Annotated in this window: 21 protein-coding genes, 1 pseudogene and 1 riboswitch; of the genes and pseudogenes, 12 read left to right on the top strand and 10 right to left on the bottom strand. The window is 71.5% G+C overall.

Features of this window, described 5'->3' with window-relative positions; genetic code table 11:
• The gene (locus tag FV229_RS12775) at positions 1-291 is read right to left on the bottom strand and encodes a hypothetical protein (RefSeq protein WP_147752347.1); all 291 of its coding nucleotides are present in this window, start codon (positions 289-291) and stop codon (positions 1-3) included.
• A gap of 181 nt (positions 292-472) precedes the next feature.
• On the opposite strand from FV229_RS12775, the gene ruvC reads away from it, so the two are divergent.
• Positions 473-1,036 carry a crossover junction endodeoxyribonuclease RuvC gene (gene ruvC, locus FV229_RS12770; RefSeq protein ID WP_147752346.1) on the top strand — a complete coding sequence of 188 codons (564 nt, stop codon included), beginning with the start codon at positions 473-475 and terminating at the stop codon, positions 1,034-1,036.
• Positions 1,037-1,041: 5 nt separating this feature from the next.
• On the opposite strand, the gene FV229_RS12765 is transcribed toward ruvC, so the two are convergent.
• Positions 1,042-1,653, bottom strand: a complete 612-nt coding sequence (locus tag FV229_RS12765; protein WP_147752345.1) for a YceI family protein — start codon at positions 1,651-1,653, stop codon at positions 1,042-1,044.
• Between the two features lie 166 nt (positions 1,654-1,819).
• Between FV229_RS12765 and ruvA the strand changes: the two genes are divergently transcribed.
• The 3 genes from ruvA (at position 1,820) to bfr (ending at position 3,505) form a co-directional block, all read left to right on the top strand.
• Positions 1,820-2,437, top strand: coding sequence for a Holliday junction branch migration protein RuvA (gene ruvA, locus FV229_RS12760; protein ID WP_147752344.1), 618 nt, complete (start codon positions 1,820-1,822; stop codon positions 2,435-2,437).
• 242 nt (positions 2,438-2,679) lie between these two features.
• Entirely contained in the window at positions 2,680-2,958 is a 279-nt protein-coding gene (locus FV229_RS12755; protein WP_147752343.1) for a (2Fe-2S)-binding protein, read from the top strand.
• Between the two features lie 49 nt (positions 2,959-3,007).
• Positions 3,008-3,505 (top strand): bacterioferritin, encoded by a 498-nt coding sequence (bfr, locus tag FV229_RS12750; protein ID WP_147752342.1) that lies wholly within the window; start codon positions 3,008-3,010, stop codon positions 3,503-3,505.
• A 41-nt stretch (positions 3,506-3,546) separates the two neighbouring features.
• On the opposite strand, the gene FV229_RS12745 is transcribed toward bfr, so the two are convergent.
• Positions 3,547-4,176: a pyridoxamine 5'-phosphate oxidase family protein gene (locus FV229_RS12745; protein WP_281406713.1), complete on the bottom strand. Its 630-nt coding sequence runs from the start codon at positions 4,174-4,176 to the stop codon at positions 3,547-3,549.
• Between the two features lie 198 nt (positions 4,177-4,374).
• Between FV229_RS12745 and FV229_RS12740 the strand changes: the two genes are divergently transcribed.
• Positions 4,375-5,367: a nitronate monooxygenase family protein gene (locus FV229_RS12740; protein ID WP_147752340.1), complete on the top strand. Its 993-nt coding sequence runs from the start codon at positions 4,375-4,377 to the stop codon at positions 5,365-5,367.
• Here the strand turns inward: FV229_RS12740 and FV229_RS12735 are convergent.
• The 5 genes from FV229_RS12735 to FV229_RS12715 form a co-directional block, all read right to left on the bottom strand.
• Positions 5,352-6,545, bottom strand: coding sequence for a GGDEF domain-containing protein (locus FV229_RS12735; protein ID WP_147752339.1), 1,194 nt, complete (start codon positions 6,543-6,545; stop codon positions 5,352-5,354). The two genes, FV229_RS12740 and FV229_RS12735, sit on opposite strands and share 16 nt — an antisense overlap.
• Positions 6,546-6,772: 227 nt before the next feature.
• A complete protein-coding gene (locus FV229_RS12730; RefSeq protein ID WP_147752338.1) occupies positions 6,773-8,071 on the bottom strand; it encodes an HlyC/CorC family transporter in 1,299 nt (432 codons plus the stop codon).
• Between the two features lie 152 nt (positions 8,072-8,223).
• On the bottom strand, positions 8,224-9,483 hold the full coding sequence (locus FV229_RS12725; RefSeq protein WP_147752337.1) for a glycosyltransferase family 87 protein: 1,260 nt from the start codon (positions 9,481-9,483) through the stop codon (positions 8,224-8,226).
• Between the two features lie 80 nt (positions 9,484-9,563).
• Positions 9,564-10,682: a 3-dehydroquinate synthase gene (aroB, locus tag FV229_RS12720; RefSeq protein WP_147752336.1), complete on the bottom strand. Its 1,119-nt coding sequence runs from the start codon at positions 10,680-10,682 to the stop codon at positions 9,564-9,566.
• Between the two features lie 7 nt (positions 10,683-10,689).
• Positions 10,690-11,295, bottom strand: a complete 606-nt coding sequence (locus FV229_RS12715) for a shikimate kinase (RefSeq protein ID WP_147752335.1) — start codon at positions 11,293-11,295, stop codon at positions 10,690-10,692.
• A gap of 321 nt (positions 11,296-11,616) precedes the next feature.
• On the opposite strand from FV229_RS12715, the gene FV229_RS12710 reads away from it, so the two are divergent.
• From FV229_RS12710 to FV229_RS12685, 6 genes are all read left to right on the top strand, one after another.
• Complete coding sequence (locus FV229_RS12710) at positions 11,617-11,769, top strand: histidine kinase (protein ID WP_147752334.1); 153 nt, start codon at positions 11,617-11,619, stop codon at positions 11,767-11,769.
• Positions 11,766-12,752 (top strand): site-specific tyrosine recombinase XerD, encoded by a 987-nt coding sequence (locus FV229_RS12705; protein WP_281406712.1) that lies wholly within the window; start codon positions 11,766-11,768, stop codon positions 12,750-12,752. Before FV229_RS12710 ends, FV229_RS12705 begins: the two co-directional genes overlap by 4 nt.
• A gap of 102 nt (positions 12,753-12,854) precedes the next feature.
• Complete coding sequence (locus FV229_RS12700; protein WP_147752333.1) at positions 12,855-14,081, top strand: phosphatase domain-containing protein; 1,227 nt, start codon at positions 12,855-12,857, stop codon at positions 14,079-14,081.
• Positions 14,082-14,170: 89 nt separating this feature from the next.
• A riboswitch (cobalamin riboswitch) is annotated at positions 14,171-14,380 on the top strand.
• Positions 14,381-14,674: 294 nt separating this feature from the next.
• The gene (locus FV229_RS12695) at positions 14,675-16,888 is read left to right on the top strand and encodes a TonB-dependent siderophore receptor (protein ID WP_147752332.1); all 2,214 of its coding nucleotides are present in this window, start codon (positions 14,675-14,677) and stop codon (positions 16,886-16,888) included.
• A 1-nt stretch (position 16,889) separates the two neighbouring features.
• Entirely contained in the window at positions 16,890-18,362 is a 1,473-nt protein-coding gene (locus FV229_RS12690; protein WP_147752331.1) for a PepSY domain-containing protein, read from the top strand.
• 92 nt (positions 18,363-18,454) lie between these two features.
• Positions 18,455-19,384 (top strand): 3-keto-5-aminohexanoate cleavage protein, encoded by a 930-nt coding sequence (locus FV229_RS12685; protein ID WP_147752330.1) that lies wholly within the window; start codon positions 18,455-18,457, stop codon positions 19,382-19,384.
• 5 nt (positions 19,385-19,389) lie between these two features.
• Here FV229_RS12685 and FV229_RS12680 read toward each other — a convergent pair whose 3' ends face one another.
• Positions 19,390-20,775, bottom strand: a complete 1,386-nt coding sequence (locus tag FV229_RS12680) for an FAD-binding oxidoreductase (RefSeq protein ID WP_147752329.1) — start codon at positions 20,773-20,775, stop codon at positions 19,390-19,392.
• A gap of 224 nt (positions 20,776-20,999) precedes the next feature.
• On the opposite strand from FV229_RS12680, the gene FV229_RS12675 reads away from it, so the two are divergent.
• Positions 21,000-21,257: a hypothetical protein gene (locus FV229_RS12675; protein WP_147752328.1), complete on the top strand. Its 258-nt coding sequence runs from the start codon at positions 21,000-21,002 to the stop codon at positions 21,255-21,257.
• A 66-nt stretch (positions 21,258-21,323) separates the two neighbouring features.
• Here the strand turns inward: FV229_RS12675 and FV229_RS27405 are convergent.
• Positions 21,324-21,619, bottom strand: a pseudogene (locus tag FV229_RS27405) (hypothetical protein); the annotation flags it as partial.

Here is a 21,619-nt window from a genome sequence, read left to right as displayed (position 1 = left end):
TCAGCGGAGCGAGACCGTCCCGCTGCGGTCGCAGCGATAGGGCGCGACGCCGACCGCCGGGTCCTGCAGCACGCGTCCGCCGGTGGCCTCGCAGCGGGTCTGGAAGGAGTCGTGCGGCCCCCAGAAGCTCCAGATCGTGAACATCGGCAGCACCATCATTAGGCAGACGCTGCCGATGACCATGCCCGCCGCCCAGGCGCTGCCGCGCAAGGGCTTGGGCGGCTCCGGCCGCATCGGCGCCATCGGGGCGAGGAAGGCCAGGGTCGGCACCAGCCAGTCGAAGGTGTTCATCCGCCTGCCCGCTCGATCGCTCCGGCGCGGTTCCAGTCACGCGCCGCGGGACGGACGGTAGTTCGGCCGCGCCGAATGCGAAAGGTGTCGGCCCGCGACCGTTTGGCGAAACCGATCGTTCACGCTATGTGCTCACACAGGGCGGGCGTGGCGTTCCGGCCCCGCGCCCGAGGTCTCGTCCATGACGCCCATCCGCATCCTCGGCATCGATCCGGGCCTTCGCCGCACCGGCTGGGGCATGGTGACGGTGACCGGCGCCAAGCTCGCCTACGTCGATTGCGGCGTGGTCACCTCGGACGGCGACCTGCCGCTGGCGCTGCGCCTGCGCGAGCTGCACGAGGGCATCACCCGGATCGTGCGGGATTTCTCGCCCGACGAGGTCTCGGTGGAGGAAACCTTCGTCAACAAGGACGCGCAGGCGACGCTGAAGCTCGGCCACGCCCGCGCCATCGCCCTGCTGGTGCCGGCGCTCGCGGGCGTGCCGGTGTTCGAATACGCGGCGAACCTGATCAAGAAGTCGGTCTGCGGCTCGGGCCACGCCGAGAAGGTGCAGATCCAGGCGATGGTGCGGTTCCTGCTGCCGAAGGCCGAGTTCAAGGTCGCGGATGCGGCCGACGCGCTGGCCATCGCCATCACCCACGTCAACCATCGGGGCGCGCATGCGCTGAAGCGCGCCAACCCGCCCCCCGGCGCGGCGGGCCCCGGCGCCGCGCGGATCGCAGCGGCCCTGGCCAAGCTCGGCTGAGCCCGTCAGTTCACCGCCTTGAACTCGCCTTCGAGCCGCAGGACCACCTCGTCGCCGAGCACCGGCAGGTAGGCGTCGATGCCGAAATCCGAGCGCTTGAGCACGGCGCGGCCGTCGAAGCCCACGGTGTAGGCCTTGTCCACCGGGTGGATGCCGGCTTGGTTGAAGGTCGCGTCGAAGGCGACCGGCTTGGTGACGCCGCGCAGCGTCAGGTCGCCGGTGACCCGCGCCGTGGTCGGGCTCGTCGCCTCGACCGCGGTTGCGACGAAGGTCGCGCTCGGGAACTTCGCGGTGTCGAAGAAGTCCGGCGCCTTGAGGTGCGCGTCGAGCTTCGGGTTCACGCCTGTGACGCTGTCGGTGCCGATCGTGACCTTGAGTCGGATCTTGGCCGGGTCCCTCGGATCGAGCACCGCGTCGCCGGCGACGTCGGTGATCTGGCCGTAATAGGTCGAGAAGCCGAGATGGCTCAGCGACCACGTGATCTTGGCGTGGTCGGGATCGAGGCGGTAGGCGCCCGGCCGCACCTGCGTCGGGTCGGCGCTCGGGGCCGCGGTCTCGGCGGCCCGCGCCGGCGCGAGGGCGAGCGCGAACGCCAGGAGGAGCAGAGGTCCGCGCATCGGGATCGCCTGTGTCTGTGACCGAAGGTTTCCGGGCCGTGATCTCACGAAGCTTGGCCGCCCTCAAGGCTCGTACCGCGTTGGATGCCGTGGATGGCGGCGCGGGGCCGCATTCTGTAGGCAGCGCAGATCGGGCGGGACGCGCGGCGCGGATGATCGGGATCTCATGATCGGGAAGCTCAAGGGCGTGGTCGACTCCTTCGGCGAGGACTTCGTCATCCTCGACGTGCAGGGCGTCGGCTACGTGGTGCATTGCTCGGCGCGCACGCTGCAGCGCATGCCCAAGGCCGGCGAACCGGCCGACCTCTCGATCGAGACGCATGTACGCGAGGACATGATCCGGCTCTACGGCTTCCGCTCGGACGCCGAGCGCGAGTGGTTCCGCCTGCTCCAGACGGTGCAGGGCGTCGGCTCGAAGGTCGCGCTCGGGCTGCTTTCGGTGCTGGAGCCGCCGCAGCTCGCCTCGGCGATCGCGCTGGGCGACAAGACCGCGATCGCCCGCGCGCCCGGCGTCGGCCCGCGGCTCGCCGCCCGCCTCGTCGCGGAGCTGAAGGACAAGGCGCCGTCCTTCGCGCCCCTCGACCCGGCTTTGGTCGCGCTGGCCGGCGCGGTGGAAAACCGCTCCGCGCCCCAGCCCGTCGCGGACGCGATCTCGGCGCTGGTCAACCTCGGCTACGCCCAGCTCCAGGCCTCGGCCGCGATCGCAGCCGCCCTGCGCTCGGCCGGCGAAGGCGCCGAGACCAAGGTGCTCATCCGCCTCGGGTTGAAGGAGTTGGCGCAGTAGGCCGAGGGGCCGCGCAGACGCTGGCGCGCGATGGGATCGTGCGCTCGTGATCGCCGGAGCCTTGACCGGCGCGGCGTCGGATGGCATGTGGCCCGCAAGCTAAGGTCTTGAAAACGCATAGTTTTCAAGAGTTCTAAACTGGAAGGCGGTCCGACAGGGCCGGGACGGCGTACGGTGACCGGCCTCGCAGGCGTCGAGGTCGACGAAGGAAACGAGCCTCCAACCATCGGGTTTTGGATCGTATGATCGTCTGTTCCTGCAACGTCCTCTCGGACGGCGCCGTGCGCGGGTGCCTCGGCGACGGGCCCGGCTGTCCGCGCACGCCGGCCCAGGTCTACGCCTGCCTCGGCTGCAGCCCGAAATGCGGCCGATGCGCCCGCACCATCCGCGCGATCATGCAGAACGCGCTGGCCGGCGCCGCGATCGAGGCGGGACACGAGGCCCATGCCTGCGCGACGGGTTGCGCAACCGGCTGCAGTTTGGGAAAGGTCCAGCCTGCAGAGGAGGGGATCGCCGCCTGAGGCGTGGCCCGGCTTTTCCCTCGCAAGCGTCAAGGGGAGAACGGGTTTCATGAAGGGCGACATCAAGGTCATCGAGTATCTCAACCGCGGCTTGCGCAGCGAGTTGACGGCGGTGAGCCAGTACTGGCTCCACTTCCGGATGCTCAACGACTGGGGCTACATCGACCTCGCCAAGTTCTGGCGCAAGGAATCGATCGAGGAGATGAACCACGCGGACCGGTTCGTCGACCGGATCCTGTTCCTCGATGGCTTCCCCAACCTGCAGGAGCTCGATCCCTTGCGGATCGGCCAAAACGTCGAAGAGATCATCGCCAGCGATCTCGCCGCCGAGTGCGAGGCGCGCGCGCTCTACCTCGAGGCCGCCAAGTACTGCGACTCGATCAACGACCGGGTGTCGAAGCGCCTGTTTGAGGACCTGGCCGAGGACGAGGAAGGCCATATCGACTTCCTCGAGACGCAGCAGGAGCTGATCCGCCAGATCGGCCTGCCGCTCTACGCCCAGCGCCACATCGGCGGCCTGGAGCCGATCGCCCCCGAAGCCGAATGAGACCGTCGCGGGATCGCCGGTTTTCCCGGCGGTCCCGCCTCTCAATACAGCCGCGTGCGGTACGCCTCCTCGGTGGCCCGCTCGGCGTCGGCGACGCTGACGGTGCCGCCCTGCTCGGCGAGGATGCGGCCGAGGCTCGGGAAGCTCTTGCGCTCGACCCGCACCGCCGGCGACCACAGCTTGGCGCGCATCAGCGCCTTGCCGCAGTGGAAGAACATCTCCTCCACCGTCACGCGCAGACCCGTCGTCGGGACCTTGCCCTGGGCGGCCATCGGCGCGAGCAGATCCGGCGACGTGACCAGCGCCGCGCGGCCGTTGACCCGCAGGGTCTCGTCGATGCCCGGCACGAAGAAGATCAGCCCGACGCCTGGATTGCCGAGCACGTTGCCGAAGCTGTCGACGCGGTTGTTGCCGCGGCGGTCGGGGATCAGCAGCGTCGCGTCGTCGAGGATCTGGACGAAGCCCGGCGCGTCGCCCCGTGGGCTCGCGTCGGCCCGTCCCTCCACGTCCATCGAGGCGAGGACGAAGAAGGGCGAAAGCGCGATGAAGTCGCGGGCGAAGTGATCGAGCCTGGGCAGAACCTTGTGCACGGCCATCGGCCGGATCGCGCCGACATGCGCGCGCAAGGCCTCGGGCCCGTCGAGGATCGTGTCGTCGGTCGTCCCGCTCACGTCGGCATCCTCTGGTTCGGCTGGTTGCGGTCCGCTCAGCAGGAATCGGACCATGCCCTGCGTGATCGCGGATAGCATGATCGCGCCCCGGTTCCGGGCTCCCGCGGTACGCGCCGTCACACCGGCGAAATCGGAGGTCTTGACGGGCCGTCTCCTCGGCGCTTGATCCGGCATCGGACATCGACAGGCACCAGGCGCATGACGGCTCTCGCACCGAACGACCGCCTGCCGGCGGCTTTGCGCGGCACGCTCGCGCTGCCGGTGATCGCCGCGCCGCTGTTCATCGTGTCCGGCCCCGACCTCGTGATCGCCCAATGCCTGTCCGGCATCGTCGGGTCGTTCCCGGCGCTGAACGCCCGCCCGGCCGAACTGCTCGATACCTGGCTGACGCGCATCACCACGACGCTCGCCGTGGCGCGGGCGGCGGAGCCGACCCGGACGATCGCGCCGTTCGCGGTCAACCAGATCGTGCACGCCTCGAACGACCGCCTCGCCCGGGACGTCGCCGCCTGCGTCACCCATCAGGTTCCGATCGTGATCACCTCGCTCAGGGCGCCAGACGACGTCGTGCGGCCGATCCATGGCTATGGCGGCGTCGTGTTCCACGACGTGACCACCGTCCGCCACGCCGAGAAGGCGCTGGAGGCGGGGGTGGACGGATTGATCCTGGTCTGCGCCGGCGCAGGCGGCCATGCCGGCACCCTGAGCCCGTTCGCCCTCCTCGGCGAGGTGCGGCGGTTCTACGACGGGCCGATCATCCTGTCGGGTGCGATCACCACGGGCGGCGCGATCCTCGCGGCGCAAGCGATGGGCGCCGACCTCGCCTACATGGGCACCCGCTTCATCGCGACGGCGGAGGCCAACGCCGCCGACACCTACAAGACGATGATCGCCGGGAGCGCGGCGGCCGACATCCTCTACACGCCGTTCTTCACGGGCGTGCCCGGCAACTACCTCAGCCCGAGCATCCGCGCCGCCGGGCTCGATCCCGACAGCCTTCCGCAGGTCGACAAGAGCGCGATGAACTTCGGCAGCAGCCGGGTGAAGGCGTGGCGCGACGTTTGGGGCGCCGGCCAGGGCGTCGGGACCATCGAAGACGCGCCGCCCGTGGCCGAACTGGTCGAACGGCTCAAACGCGAATACGCCGCCGCACGAACGCGCCTCGGCGCCGCCGCCTACTCGGCCGCCTGAGCCCAGGCCTTGGACCGGTCGGGGCGCGCGTCCGGCAGCGCCACGTCGGCAAGTTCCGTGCGGCTGCGGCCGTTGTGCTTGGCGCGGTAGAGCGCGAGGTCGGCCCGGCGCATCAGGGCGTCGAAATCCGCGTCTCCGGGCCGGCTCACCGCGAGGCCGATGCTGACGCCGACCCGAAGGTTCGGCAGCGTCGGCAGGCGCAGGGCGGCGAAGGCGCGGCCGAACCGCACCGCGACCCGGCGCGCCTCCTCCGGACCGTCCACCGGGATCAGGCAGGCGAACTCCTCGCCGCCGAGGCGCCCGAACACCCGCTCCGTTGGCAGCAGGGCCCGTCCCAGGGCGCAGAACGCCACCAGCACCCCGTCGCCGACCGCATGGCCGTAGGTGTCGTTCACGCGCTTGAAGTGGTCGAGGTCGAACAGCAGCAGCGCAGCCGGCGATGGCCGCGCCAGCAGCGCCTCGGCCTCCCGGACGAAGGCGCGGCGGTTGGCGATGCCGGTGAGCGGATCGATCGACGCGGCGAGCCGTTGCGACCGCTCGGCCCGCTCCTTCGTCAGCGCCATGAACGTGAAGGCGATGGCGATCGTGAACAGCATCGCGGCAAAGCACAGGATCGCCACCCAGGGCGATTGCAGGGCGTCAGGTCCCGTCGGAAGCGGAGCGATCAGCGCCGCGGGAATCCGGATGGCGTAGCAGAGCCCGTAGGCGCAGAGCAGGACCATCGCCGGATAGCGCGACACCAGCCGTTCCGCGCGCCCACGCCAGATTTCGTAGGCGCTCGCCCCGCAGAAGCCGGCGGCGATGGACGAGGCCAGGACGACCCGCGCCGCGATCGACTCGTAGAAGCCCGGCACGAGGCAGGCCACCGCGAAGACACCGCCGCCAAGTACCGGGAGGGCGAGGCGCAGCGTCCGCCCCTCGAAAGCCCGCACGCCGCTCCAGATCAGCCCGTACACCGCGATCATGACGGCGTTGGCGACGCCGATCGAGACCCAATCGGGGATCATGCCGCGCAACGCCAGCCCGCCGGACGCGACGGCGCCGCCGTGGTGCGCGACGCCCCAGATCGCAAGCGCGCGCGTCCCGCGCGCCTGCACCCAGGACAGCAGGAACAGCACGCCCACGAGGAACGTGAGGACGAACGTCACCAACAGGAGGGTCGGGATGTCGAGACGCATGGACGGCTTGCTGTATCCCGCAGATCACTCCGAGGTCGGGACTGCCTCTGCACCCCTGCGTCCCGAGATTTTCAACATTGTTATTCGAGGTGATAAATAACGCCTAAAGCTTCTGCCACGACGACATAAAACCTAGTGGACTTATCATAGGTTAGGCATTTTTGTCTTCAACCTCTTGCTCGGCTCTCTCGGTCGCGCATCCTCGCGACAGCCCAGGCTTTGATACCTTACCCGTCGCCGCGCTTGTTGCCGGCGGCCTCCAACGGCGTGATCCGCAACGCGGTGATGCGGTTCTTGGACTTGCGCAGGACCTGGAAGCGGAAGCCGTGGAAGTTGAACGCGGTTCCCTGGTCGGGAATGGCGCGCGCCTCGTGGATGACGAGGCCGGCGATGGTGGTCGCCTCCTCGTCCGGCAGGTGCCAGTCCATCGCCCGGTTGAGGTCGCGGATGGGGACGCCGCCGTCGGCGTTGACCGAGCCGTCGCCCTGCGGCCGCACGCCCGAGACCGTGACGTCGTGCTCGTCGGCGATGTCGCCGACGATCTCCTCGAGGATGTCCTCCAGGGTGATCAGGCCCATCACCTCGCCGTACTCGTCGACGACGAGGGCGAAGTGGGTCTTCTTCGAGAGGAAGGCCTTGAGCTGGTCGCGCAGGCTCGTGGTGTCGGGCACGAACCAGGTCTCGAGCGCCAGCGCCTCGACCTTGAGGCCGGAGGCGTCGCCGCCGGCGGCGTCCAGCGCCCGGAGCAGGTCCTTGGCGTGCAGCACGCCGACGACGTTCTCGGTAGTGCGGCGCCACAGCGGCATCCGGGTGTAGGGCGAGGCCAGCACCTCGCGCACGATCTCCTCGGAGGGCAGGTCGGCGTTGATGATCCGCATCTTGGTGCGGTGGACCATCACCTCGGAGACGGAGAGGTCGGAGAGGTCGAGCAGGCCGCCGAGCATGTCGCGCTCGGCCTTGGCCACGCCGCCCTCCCGGTGCAGCAGCGCCACCTGCCCGCGGATCTCCTCGGTCGCCGAAAGGATCGACTGGTGGTCGCCGATGGTGACGCCGAACGGACGCAGCATCAGCCGCACCAGGCTCTCGATCGCGATCGCGGGCGGCCCCATCACCGCCACCGCGAAGGCGACGGGGCGGGCCATCAGCAGGGCGGCCTTGTCCGGCTTCGAGATGGCGAGGGTCTTCGGCAGCACCTCGGCGAAGACGATGACCAGCACCGACATGCCGACGGTGGCGTAGATCACGCCGCTCTTGCCGAAGATCGCGGTCAGCACGCTCGTCATGAAGGCCGAGGCGCCGATGGCGACGATGTTGTAGCCGATCAGCATCGCGCCGATGAAGCGCTCGCGGATCGCCAGGATGCGGTTGACGATGCCGGCCCGGGCGTCGCCCGCCTCCTCCAGCGTGTGCATCCGCGCGCGGGAGGCGGCGGTGAAGGCGGTCTCCGCGCCGGCGAAGAAGGCCGAGAGCAGCAGCGAGATCACGACGATGCTCGCGGCCAGCCAGAGGTCGGTGTGGGTTTCCATGGTTCGGAGGCTTGCGTTCCAGGCGTTGGCGGACGCCGCGCGACCGCGGCGCGGGGTCCGCGCCGTCATACGGGATTTCTCGGGCGTTGCCCGCATCCCCCCGCAGATTCACGCGGGCGCGGCCTCGCCGCGGGACTGGTCCGGCTCCGCCGTCAGGCTGGGTGCGCGACCGTCGAGACCTTGCGCGGCGGCATCGCCGGGAGGGCGCGCGCGGCGACGCAGAGCAGGGTCGCGGCGGCGAAGAGGAAGCCGAACGGGATGCCGGTCTCGTTGACGAGCGGCCGGAACGCGGCGGTGAGGGGCGCGAGGATCATCAACCCCCGCTCGTAGCCGCGAAGCCCACCCGCGCGATGGGCTGCGATGGCGAGCAGGATCGTTGCCGGGATCAGCGGCGCGAGGTCGTAGATCGGCAGGTAGAGCGAGGCCATCGGGACGCAGGCGAGCAGGGTCGCCGCGCGCAGGTGCGTGTCCGCGCAGCGGGACCAGACCCGCCACGCGAGGGCGAAGGTCGCGCCGGTGACGCCGGCCTGGAACGCCCATGCCGCAGACATGCCGCCGCCGAAGAGGCGCATGGTGCCGAAGGCGCTGAAGTTGATGTCGAGGCCCGCGGCGGCATCCCGCAGAAGGAGCCGGTCCGTCTCAGACAGCGTCGTGAGAAAACTGCGCCACGGGTCGAGACCGAAGAGCGCGACGGAGGCGAGGCACAGGGCGAGCGCCGTGCCGAGGCAGGCCGCGAGCGCCTCGCGGCGTCCTGTCAGGAGCAGTACGACGGGCGCGAAGGCCGCGAGCTGCGGCTTGTACGCGACCAGCCCGAAGCACAGGCCCGCGAGCCACGGACGGCGATCGACGAGCGTCGCCCCGAGCGTCAGCAGACCCGCGGTGATGAGACCGTTCTGGCCGTATGTGAGGTTGCAGAACACCAACGGGTGGGCGAGCGCGATCAGCACCGCGTCGCGCCGCCCGGTCGCGACGAACGTGGCGGCGGTGAAGACGGCGAGCGACAGCGTCATCCACGCGAGGATCGCGACCTGCGGCGAGAGCGCGGCGAGCCCCGCCGCCGGAATCAGGAAGACCGGGGGATAATGCCACGCGAAGCGGCATTCCGGCCCGAACGCGGCGGCGAGGTTCGCGAGATGCACCGCCAGCTCGTAGGATTCGGCGGCGCGCCCTGCGAGCGCCCGCGCCCCGGCGACCCAGACCTGCGAGAGGTCGCTGCCGACGACGTCGCCAAGCCAGTTGTGCCGTGGGTCCGGACCGAAGCCGCAGGCCGCGAAAGCGAGGACGAGGGTCACGGGGGCGAGGAAGGCAGCCGCGAGCCGGGCGAAGCGCAGCAGGCGTGCGTCGTCCGTGAAGAGGCTCCGGAGGTCCGCATCGCCGCCCGGGCGCACGGCGATACCCGATGACGCGCGCATGTGCAGTGCTTCCGACCCGGCGAGGCCGACAGGATAGCGCCCGGACGGTTAACGCCTGGTGCCGGGCCCGGCGCGGGGCGTCACGCCGCCCCCAGCTCGTCCTGCAGGAACGCCCGCACCGCGTTCGTCTCGATCCCCGGGGCGATGAAGCTCTGCCCGATACCGCGGGCGAGGATGAAGGTCAGCGCGCCGTCCTTCACCTTCTTGTCCTGGGCCATGGCGTCGAGCAGCGCGTCGGCGTCGCCGCAGCCGCCGGGCACGGCCTGGAGCGTGGTCGGCAGGCCGGCGAGCGCGAGGTGGTTGGCGACGCGGCCGGCATCCTGGCCGGGGCACAGGCCGAGGCGGGCCGAGAAGCGGAAGGCCAGCGCCAAGCCGATCGCGACGCCCTCGCCGTGGACGAGGCGGGCGGACTCGTAGCCCGTGAGGCGCTCCAGCGCGTGGCCGAAGGTGTGGCCGAGGTTCAAGAGCGCGCGCTCGCCGTCCTCGCGCTCGTCGCGGACGACGACGCCGGCCTTGGCGCGGCAGCAGATCGCCACCGCCTCGTCGCGCTCCGGGCCGCCGGAGAAGATTCCGCGCCAGTTGGCCTCGCACCAGTCGAAGAAGCCGGCGTCGGCGATGAGGCCGTACTTGGCGACCTCGGCGTAGCCCGCCCGCATCTCGCGCTCCGAGAGCGTGTCGAGGGTGGCCGTGTCGGCCAGCACGAGGCGGGGCTGGTGGAACGCGCCGATCAGGTTCTTGCCGAGCGGCGAGTTGATCCCGGTCTTGCCGCCGACGGAGGAATCGACCTGGGCGAGCAGGCTCGTCGGCACCTGCACGAAGCGCACGCCGCGCCGCAGGGTCGCCGCGGCGAAGCCCGCGAGGTCGCCGACCACCCCGCCGCCGAGCGCCACCACGAGGTCGCCGCGTTCGACCTTGTGCGCCAGCAGGCCGTCGCAGACCGCGGCATAGGTCGCGTAGGATTTCGAGGCCTCGCCCGGCGCCACCGCGACGAGGCCCGAGCGCAGGCCCGCGTCCTCCAGGCTCGCGCGCAAGGCGTCGCCGTAGAGCGACGCCACGGTCTCGTCGCTGACGATCACCGCCGCCTTGCCGCCCAAAGCCGCGACGCGGGCGCCGGCGCCGGCGATCAGGCCGCGGCCGATCAGGATGTCGTAGTCGCGCCCCTGGTCGAGGGGGACGTGGACGGTGAGCGGATCGGTCATGCGGGGTTCACTGCGCGGCGACCGCGCGGCTCTCGTCGGGCGGGTTGAGGTAGGCGTCGAGGGCGTCGAGCACGTCCTGCACGACGCGGTCGTGGGCGACGTCGCGGGACAGCGCGGTCACGTCGGAGCCGGCGTAGACCGGATGGCGCAGGTCCATCAGGTCGCGCATGGTCCGCTCCGGGTCCTCGGTCTGGAGCAGCGGGCGGTTGCCGCGCTTGCGCACGCGCCGCATCAGGACGTCGAGCTCGGCCTTCAGCCAGACCGAGACGCCCGATTCCGCGATCCGCGCCCGGGTCGTCTCGCGCATGAACGCGCCGCCGCCGGTGGCCAGCACCAGCGGCCCCGCCCGCAGCAGGCGCGAGATCACCCGCTCCTCGCCGTCGCGAAAACTCGGCTCGCCGTAGATCGCGAAGATGTCGGGGATGGTCAGCCCGGCGGCCGCCTCGATCTCGATGTCGGCGTCCTTGAAGATCAGGCCCAGGCGACTCGCCAGGCGTCGGCCGACGGTGCTCTTGCCCGCCCCCATCAGGCCGACGAGCACGATCGAGCGCGAGCCGAGGGCCCGGCGCAGGCGCGCTTCGATCGGATCGCCCGTCGGCTCGGGCGTGGTCATCTGAAGGGGCTCGGCATAGCTGGCAACGGACGGGCGGATCGGCGGGTGCGGGCGCGCAGGCGGCGAAGCCCCGGGTCATATACCAAGTCCGAGGGGTTATCACCCATGCGGCCCGCCTCCCTGTCCCCCCTGCCCCCCGGTATCTCGGGGCAGGCGCGTTCGCCGCGTGGTCTCCGCGAATCGCGCGCGCGCTGTGTCTCCGCGGGCCTTGCCAGCGCCGCGGCGGCGTGGTGCAACCCGAGGTGCCGCAGCGCAAAACACGCACCGTTCCCGCTGCGCCCCACGTACCCTTGCGTCCGCGTGCCCCGAGGTTCGCCCCCTGTGCCGACCCTGTTTCGTTTCTTCGCCACCCTCGCGATCCTGGCAGGCCTCGTCTTCGCCGGCATGTTCGCGCTCGCGACCTTCGTGACGCCGACGCCGCGGGAGATGAGCGTCGCCATCCCCGCCTCGAAGCTCCAGCCGGGCGCTCGGTGAAGCGGGAGCGCCCGCCCGAGCCCGAACCGCCCACGCCTCCCGAGATCGCGGCCTACCTGGACATGCTGGCCGCCGAGCGCGGGGCCGCGAAGAACACCCTCGAGGCCTACCGCCGCGACCTCGACGACTATTTCGGCTACTTGGCCGACGAAAGTCTCGACCTCGCCGAGATCGAGGCGGCGGGCCTTCGCGCCTACGTGGCCTCCCTCGAGCCGCGGGGCCTGAAGCCGGCGTCGGCCGCGCGCCGGCTGTCCTGCATCCGCGGCTTCCACAAGTTCCTCTACGCCGAGGGCATGGCCGAATCCGACCCGAGCGCGCCGCTCGCCGGCCCGCGCCGGGGCCGCACGCTGCCGAAGGTGCTCTCGGTGGCCGAGGTCGACCGGCTGCTCGCGGTGGCGCGCGCGCAGGCCGACGCGGCGGATGCGGCCGAGGCGAAAGGCCAGGCCCGCCGGGCGCGGCGGATGCTGTGCCTGCTCGAACTGCTCTACGCCACGGGCCTGCGCGTCTCCGAGCTGATCGCGCTGCCGCGCTCGGCGGCGTCCACCCGCGAGCGCTACCTCGTGGTCCGCGGCAAGGGCGGGCGCGAGCGCCTGGTGCCGCTGACCGAGCTGGCGCGCGACGCGATGCGCGGGCATCTCGCGGCCTCGCCGGGCGAGGCGCCGTGGCTGTTTCCCGCCGATAGCGAGAGCGGCCACCTCACCCGCCAGGCCTTCGCCCGCGACCTGAAGGCGGCGGCGGAGGCGGCAGGCCTTCGCGCCGACAAGGTCAGCCCGCACGTGCTGCGCCACGCCTTCGCCAGCCACCTGCTGCACAACGGCGCCGACCTCAGGATCGTGCAGGAGCTGCTCGGCCACGCCGACATCTCGACGACGCAGATCTACACGCATGTCCTCGACGACCGCCTGAAGTCCATGGTGCGCGACCTCCATCCGCTGATGGACGAGCCAGCTGGCCCCGAAGGCTCGCTCGAGCTGCAGCCTTAAGGTCGCCCGCGTGAACGGGCCGGCGCGAGGGTGCCGATGCGCCGGTTGCGGCGTTGACCGTCGCGAACGAGGCAGGCGGACGGCAGAGGCGGACGGGTAGCGATGGGGGCAGGCGTGCGGCGTTGGAGGAAGGGCGCGATCCGGGCGCTGAAGCTCGTCGCGCGGCCGGTGCGCCGCGCGCAGGGGCGCGGCGGCATCGTGATCGAGCCCTATCGTGGCTACGGCTCGCCCGACGAGATCTTCCTGATCGGCCGCATCTTCCGCCAGTCGCACCCCGACACCGCGCCGGGCGACGAGAGCCTGCGCACGGAATTGCGCGACATCGCCCGGCGGATCGCCCGGCGGGCCCTGAAGGGCGCCGCCGTCACCGCGCGCTTCGGCGGCGCGCAGACGCGGGTGGAGACCGACCGCGACGGCTACTTCCGCGTCCACCTCAACCCGCGATCCCTGCCCGCGGGCGACCAGGGCTGGCACGAGGTCGCGCTGACGCTGGAGGCCGAGCCGCCCGTGCAGGCGCGGGCGCTGGTGTTCGTGCCGCCGGGCGCCACCGGCTGCGTCGTCGTCAGCGACATCGACGACACGGTGATGCGCACCGGCGTCGCCAACAAGGTGAAGATGCTGTGGCGGCTGTTCGTGGAGGATGCCGAGAACCGCGTCGCCTTCCCCGGCGTCGCCGCGCTCTACCGGGCGCTCTACGTCGGCCCGGACGGCACCCAGGCCAACCCGATGCTCTACGTCTCGCGGGCGCCTTGGGGCCTCTACGAGATGCTGTCGGAGTTCTTCAAGATCCACGGCATCCCGGTCGGCCCGATCCTGTTCCTGCGCGAATGGGGGCTGTCGTGGAAGCACCCCCTCCCCCGCCGGGCCGAGGACCACAAGCGCGCGCTGATCGTCCACATGCTGTCGCTCTATCGCGACCTGCCCTTCGTGCTGATCGGCGACAGCGGCCAGCACGACCCCGAGGTGTACGGGCGGATCGTCGCCGACCATCCCGGCCGGGTGAAGGCGGTCTACATCCGCAACGTCTCGCGCGACGCCGACCGCATTAGCGAGATCGAGGCGTTGGCCCAGGTGGTGGCGGAAGCGGGCAGCCACCTCGTCATCGCCGCCGACAGCACCGCCATCGCCCGGCACGCGGCCGGCCTCGGCCTGATCGCAACGGCCGCGGTGGCGGAGGTGGCGGACGAGCACGCGTCCGGCGGCGAGCCGACGCCGGACGCCGAGACCGCCCCGCCCGGCAACCTCGGCGCGGTGCTGGGCGGCGCCGGCGGGACGCTGCCGCCGAGCGTCGTCGTCGAGGCGCCGACGCGGGACGGATCGCACGGCTGAGGGCGCATGGCGGGAGGCGCTTCACGTGTCGCCGCCGGGCCACAACCCACAGTGTCGTGATTCGAGGCGTTGACTCGACGCCTCCGCCACGGCCACTTGGCCGGGACGGTTCCCTTCGGGGATCAAAAGGGAACGCGGTGAGGACGAGGTCCGAGAGGGTCTCACCGATGCCGCGGCTGCCCCCGCAACTGTAAGCGGCGAGCCCTCCATCAACACGTCACTGGGTCACGGCACCTGGGAAGACGATGAGGGGCAGCGACCCGCGAGCCAGGAGACCTGCCGTCAGTCGTGGTCACACGCGAAACGCGTCGGGCGGGGTGCCTCGGCGGGTGTCGAGACGCGTGCGCCCGATCGGGCGGACGCGGGGCGGCCTCGTTCGCGGTGACGTGCCACCACACGCGTCCGCACGCCCCGTCCATGCCCATGCCAGCCGCGAGACCCGCGCCGACCGACGCCCACGCAGCCGCCCGGCCCGCGTGCGCCGACGGCCGCCTCGCGTTCCGGCGACCGCACGATTGTAACATTGTTACATTTGTGGTCGATACCCGGGCAGGCAGGCCGTCGCGCCGCGCCGTCAGAGCCGCAACCGATCCATGTTCGTTTTCCGGAAATCCCCACGATCCTCCGGGCGCACGACCCGTCGCCTGCTGCTGGCCGCCACGGCGTTCGCCGCGTCCGGCCTTCCCCGGGAGGCCGGCGCACAGCCGGCCGCGGGCGAGCCGTCGAGCGTCCTGCTCGACACCCTGACGGTGTCCGGCGACGGCGTCGGCCCGACCCGCGCGGCGCCGGTCGGCCTCAACCTGCGCACGCCCGATCGCGGCGCGAGCCGCCTCGGCCTCACGCCGCTGGAGACCCCCGGCAGCGTCGACATCATCTCCGGCGAGACCGCGCGCCTGCGCGGGCAAGACACGGTCGCCGAGGCCGTGACGCAGAACGCCACCGGCATCACCACCATCGCCGCGCCGGGCAACGGCAACGGCGCCTTCACCAGCCGCGGGTTCTCGGGGCCGAACTCGATTCAGCAGCTCTACGACGGCACGCGACTGTTCGTCGGCGCCAACACCGTGACCTTCCCGTTCGACACCTGGAACGTCGAGCGCATCGAGGTGCTGCGCGGGCCGGCCTCGGTGCTCTACGGCGACGGGGCGATCGGCGGCGTGATCAACGTCGTGACGAAGAAGCCGACCTTCACGCCCGTCAACGTGGTGCGGGCCGGGGTCGGCTCGGACGGCATCGCGCGGCTCGCGCTCGATTCCGGCGGCCCGATCGGCGACGCGGTCGCCTACCGCCTCAACGTCAGCGGGAACCGCGCCGGCGGCTGGATGAGCCCGGAGGGCGACTTCCGCAACCTCGCGGTCTCGGGCGCGCTCCTGCTGCAGGCGACGCCCGACCTCGCCTTCACCCTGAGTCACGACCTCGGCTACCAGGAGCCGGCGCGCTACTGGGGGACGCCGCTCGTCGAGGGGCGCATCTTGGACCGCATCCGGTTCAGCAACTACAACGTCCACGACTCCAAGATCACCTGGGCGGACAACTGGACTCAGTTCAAGACCGAGTGGACGCCGAGCGCCGACGTCACAATCCGCAACACCGCCTACCGGCTGCAGAGCCGGCGCCATTGGCTCGACGTCGAGACCTACGCCTTCAACCGCACCACCGGCCTGGTCGACCGGAGCGACTACACCGAGATCTACCATCAACAGGAGCAGGTCGGGAACCGGTTCGACGCCGCGTTCAAGGGCACGCTGCTCGGCTTCCGCAACGAACTCCTGGCCGGCTTCGACGTGAACCACGTCGACTTCCGCCACACCAACAACTTCTCCACCGTGGGCGCCGGCCTCGTCACCAGCGTGCCGCTGGTGGGCTACGATCCGGGGCTGTTTCCGGTGAACGGCCGCGCGAGCCCGGCCTACGCCACCAGCACCGACCAGGCCTCGGTCTTCGCCGAGAACCGGCTGATCCTGTCGGACCGGCTGTCGTTCCTCAGCGGCGTCCGCTTCGACGCCTCGAACCTGCAACGCGAGAACCTCGTGAGCAACGCGCAGTTCGAGAAGGCCTACCAGGGGCTCGGCTACCGCTTCGGGCTGGTGTTCAACCCGACGCCGGACACCGCGCTCTACGCGCAGGTCGCCACCGCCACCGACCCGGTCAACAGCCTGATCACGCTGTCGCAGTCGCTGTCCGGCTTCAAGCTCTCCACCGGCGAGCAGGTCGAGGTCGGCGCCAAGGGGGTGTTCTGGGACGGCCGGGGCGAGTGGACGCTCGCCGGCTACCGCATCGTCAAGGACAACCTGATCTCGGCGGTGCCGGGCCAGCCGAACGTCGCGACCCAGGTCGGGCGGCAATCCTCCACGGGCGTCGAGGCCGCGTTCTCGCTGCAGGTGACGCCGCTCTGGCGGCTCGACGCCAACCTCGCCCTGCTGCGGGCGCAGTACGACACCTTCGACCAGACGGTGGACGGCGCGACCGTCTCCTATGCCGGCAAGCAGCCGATCGACGTGCCCGAGCGCGTCGCCAACCTCTGGGTCAACTACGCCTTCGCGCCGCGCTGGGAGGCGCGGGTCGGGTTCCAGTATGTCGGCGAGGTGTTCAGCGACTTCGGCAACACCGCGCGGCGCCCGGCCTACGGCCTGGTCAACCTCGGCCTCGACCATCAGGTCACGCCGGCCTCGCGCCTGTCGTTCCGCGTCTTCAACCTGTTCGACAAGGTCTACGCGATCAGCGGCAACGCGGTGGACGGCGTCGGCACGAACTGGCTGCTCGGGCGCCCGCGCTCGGTCGAAGTCGCCTTCACGACGGCGTTCTGAGATGGCGTCCTCCGCACGCGCCTTGGCGAAGGCCGGCAAGCGCTGGCTGCATCTCGGCCACCGCTGGCTCGGCATCGCCACCGGCCTGTTCTTCGCGATGTGGTTCGCGAGCGGCGCGGTGATGATGTACGTCGCCTACCCCACGCTCACCGAGCCCGAGCGCCGCGCCGGCCTGCCCGCGATCGCATGGGACGCGGTCCGGGTGGAGCCCGACGCGGCGCTCGCCGGCGAAGCGCGCTTTCCCCGGGGCTTAAGCCTGTCGATGCGGGGCGCCGAGCCGGTCTACCGCGTCGTCGGATGGGACGGCGCACGCCGCGCCGTCTCGGCGGTCGACGGACGCCCGATCGGCCCGGCGACGCCCGACGAGGCGCTCGCCGTCGCGGGGCACGATCCGCGCAGCCGGCACCCGGCGTTCCGCAAGACCATCGCCTACGACCTATGGACGGTGCACCAGCGCTACGACGCCGCGCGCCCGCTCCACCGCATCGCGCTCGGCGACCCGGAGGGCACCGAGCTCTACGTCTCGGAGCCGACCGGCGCCGTCGTCCTCGACACCACGCGGCACGAGCGGTTCTGGAACTGGTTCGGCGCGGTCCCGCACTGGCTCTACGTCACGCCGCTGCGGGCGAAGGCCGATCTGTGGCGCATGGTGATCCTGTGGATGTCCGGGATCGCGGTGGTCTCGGGCCTCACCGGCTTCGCGCTCGGACTGGTGCGGCTGCGGCTCGCACGCCGCTATCCCTCCGGCGCGGCGACGCCCTATCGCGGCCTGGCGCGGTGGCACCATGTCGGCGGGCTGGTCGGCGGCTTGGCGCTGCTGAGCTTCGTCGTCAGCGGCTGGCTCTCGATGAACCCGAACCGCTGGTTCTCTTCGTCCGCTCCGACGCAGGCGATGCTGGAGCGCTACGCCGACGCGCCCGGCGCCCGCACCGGGCTCGACCTCGCATCGATCCGCGGCCAAGCCTGCGCGGAGGCGGCGGAGGTGCGCTTCACCTGGCTCGGCGGCGCGCCGCTCGCGCCGATCGCCTGCCGCGACGGCCGGGAGGTGCCCTGCTGCGGCACGCCGACGGTCGCGCCCGGGCGGGTCGCGGCGGCTGCCCGACGTCTGGTCCCGGAGGCCGGATCGATGGAGGCGATCCGGCTCGACCGCGAGGACTTCTACTGGACCTCGCACCACCGCCGACGCCGCCTGCCGGTGCTCCGCGTGACCTTCGACGACCCGGCGGCGACGTGGTTCCACATCGACCCCGCCACCGGCGAGATCCTGAGCCGGCTCGACCGGTCGGGCCGGGCCGAGCGCTGGGGTTTCGAGCTGCTGCACACCTTCGACCTCGGGCTGCTGGTGCGCCACCGCCCGGCCTGGGACGGGTTCATGCTCCTGCTGCTCGCGGCCGGCTCGGTGGTCGCGGCCTCCGGCGTGGCGATGGGCTGGCGCCGCCTGAGACGGCCGGCGGCCGGGTCGCGCCCGGCCTGAGCCTGCGGCCAGGGCTTTGCCCGCGGCACCCGGCAGCCCTAAATCTGGACCGAACGACCCGGAGCGGGCGGACAGGCAGGGACGGAGCGACCATGGCGAGCGCGCGAAAAGTCATCATCACCTGTGCCGTCACCGGCGCGATCCATACGCCGAGCATGTCGCCGTACCTGCCGGTGACGCCGGAGGAGATCGCCGACGCGGCGATCGGCGCGGCGGAGGCCGGCGCGGCCATCGTCCACCTGCACGCCCGCAACCCGGTGACCGGCGAGCCGGACCAGACGCCCGAGGCCTTCGCCAAGTTCCTGCCCGTCATCAAGCAGCGCTCGAACTGCGTGGTGAACATCACCACCGGCGGCGCGCCGACGATGACCATCGAGGAGCGGGTGCGCCCGGCCGCGACCTTCAAGCCGGAGGTCGCCTCGCTCAACCTCGGCTCGATGAACTTCGGGCTGTTCGGAATGCTCGACCGCTTCACGGACCTGAAGCACGCGTGGGAGCGGACGTACCTCGGGAACAAGGACATCATCTTCCGCAACTCGTTCGGTCAGATCGAGCACATCCTCACCACCTGCGCCGGCAACGACACCCGGTTCGAGTTCGAGTGCTACGACACCGCCCACCTCTACAATCTGAAGTACTTCTTCGACCGCGGGCTGGTGAAGGCGCCGCTGTTCATCCAGACGGTGTTCGGGCTGCAGGGCGGCATCGGCTCGCACCCGGACGACGTGATGCACATGAAGCGCACCGCCGACCGGCTGTTCGGCGACCAGTACCGCTGGTCGGTGCTCGGTGCCGGGCGCAACCAGATGAACATCGCCGCGATGGCGGCGGCGATGGGCGGCAACGTCCGCGTCGGGCTGGAGGACAGCCTGTGGGGCGGCCCGGGGCGGCTGGCGCACTCGAACGCCGAGCAGGTCGCCCAGGTCCGCCGCATCATCGAAGGGCTGGGCCTCGAGGTCGCGACGCCGGACGACGCCCGCGCGATGCTGTCCCTCAAGGGCGGCGACCGCGTCGGGTTTTAGCCGGATCAGTCCACGGGATCCGAAAAGATCTTGCCCGGATTGAGGATGCCCTTGGGATCGAGCGCGCGCTTCACCGCCCGCATCGTCGCGATCTCGGCTGCGGAGCGCGACAGCCCGAGCTTGCCGCGCTTCTCCAGGCCGATGCCGTGCTCGGCCGAGACCGACCCTTGGAGCGCGGCGAGCGGCTCGTAGATCGCCGCCTCCACCTGCGCTTCGAGGGCGGGGTCGGGCAGCCGCGCGGTGTTCCAATGGATGTTGTTGTCGCCGACATGGCCGTAGGCGACGCTGCCCGCATCCGGGTGGATCGCGGCGATCCGGGCGCTCGCCTCGGCGACGTAGCCGGCCATGGCTGAGAGCGGCACGCTGACGTCGAACGGACGGGCCAGCCCGGCCTCCCCCAGCAGCTCGACCCGGTCGCGGATGCGCCAGAGCGCGCGGCGCTGCTCTTCGGAGGCCGAGATCACGGCGTCGCGCACGATCTCCTCCGTCATCAGGGTTTCGAGCAGGCTCAGGAAGCGCGGCTCCTCCTCGGGCACGCACTCGACCTCGATCAGCGCGTAGTACGGGTGCTCCCGGTGCAGCGGCGGGGCGAAGCGGCCCGGCGCGGTCATCGCGCGGTAGAAGTCCGGCCACATCCCCTCGAAGGACGAGACCCGGCCCTGGAACGCCCGTTGCGCGCGGGAAAGGATGGCGGCGGCGGCGTCGACGTCGGCGCAGGCGACGAGGGCGGTGGCGTAGCCGGCCGGCGCCGGGCGCAGGCGCAGCACCGCGCGGGTGACCACGCCGAGCGTCCCTTCCGTGCCGACGAAGAGCTGCTTGAGATCGAGCCCGGTGTTGTTCTTGATCAGCGGCCGCATCGACGAGACCACGGTGCCGTCGGCGAGCACCGCTTCGAGGCCGAGCACCATCTCGCGCATCATGCCGTAGCGCAGCACCCGCAGGCCGCCGGCATTGGTGCTGATCGTGCCGCCGACCGTCGCCGAGCCGCGGGCGCCGAGGTCGAGGGGGAAGAACAGGTCCGCGGCTTCCGCCGCCGCCTGTACCGCCTCGAGGGTGGTGCCGGCGCGGACCACCATCGTCATCGCCAGGGGATCGAGCGCTTCGATCCCGGTCATGCGCTCCAGCGACAGGGCGATGTCGCCGGGTGCGCAGAGGATGCCGTCGACGAGGCCCGTGGCGCCGCCCCGCGGGACGACGACGCGCCCCGCCGCGTGGCAGGCCGCCAGCACCGCCGAGACCTCTTCGGTGCTGCGGGGCCGCACGAGCGCCGCCGCGGCGCAGGGCTCCGCGGCGCGGGTCCAGCTCGCGGGCCGGCTCGCCAACTCGTCGCCGACGACGAGGCCTCCGAGGCCGAGGAGGTCGGCGAGCCGATCGAGAAACGGGTCCGTCATGGGTGTGCGGCGGGTTCGGCGGCGGGGAAAGGTTCGTGATGTCTACACGATCGCGTCAGAGGCCGAAGCCGGCCGGCTCGTGACATCGCGCACCTGCGCTCGGAGGGGCGGCCCCGTCGGCGCCCTGGACCGTCGCCTACCGCATTGCAGCATCCCACCGGCCGGGCTTCCGCGGGGAAACGCAGGTCATACGGTCCGGCGCTTCGAAAACCGCGGAGCGCGCCATGGGAACCTACACGCTCGCCATCGCCGACGGCGTCCTGTTCGCCTGCCTGCCGGACGAGGCCGACATCGGCACGGCCATCGCGGAGGCCGCCGCGACCAATTACGGCGCCGGCCTCGCCCTCAGCATCGTGCGCGGCACCGAGCTGACCGATGCGGCGCGCCCGGAGGACGACGTGGTCTGGCGCGAGACCTCGGACAGCGAACTGCTCGACGCGGATGGCCGCCGCTATCGCTACGCCGTGCGCCGGGCGGCCTGACGGAGAAGCGCCCATGATCCTTGGATCACGGGCCGTGAGGCGGCCTCCCCCGCGGTGCAGACCGTCCTAGCGGCAGGAGCGCGGCAGGCGCCGCTTCCAACGTTCGCCCGGTGCGAGCGCGGGCTTGGCCGTGCGGGGCGTCACGACCTTGCGCGACGCCGTGGGCGCCGGGGCGACCGGCGTCGGGCGAGCCTGGGCCGGCGGCATCGCGGCGACGGCCGGCTCGGAGGCGGCGTCGGCGATGTCGGCGAACGACCAGATCGCCGCGGACCGCGCCAGCTCGGGCCGCGCCGCCTCGGCGTGCGATCCCTCGGGGCGCGCCTGCGGCGGCTTCACCCGCCGGACCCGCGGCAGCCGGGGCT

It is taken from the genome of Methylobacterium sp. WL120 (assembly GCF_008039465.1).
In the GTDB taxonomy this organism is placed as follows: domain Bacteria; phylum Pseudomonadota; class Alphaproteobacteria; order Rhizobiales; family Beijerinckiaceae; genus Methylobacterium; species Methylobacterium cerastii.
Note: the sequence above shows the minus strand (reverse complement) of the source record. Positions and strands in the feature narration are given on the sequence as shown.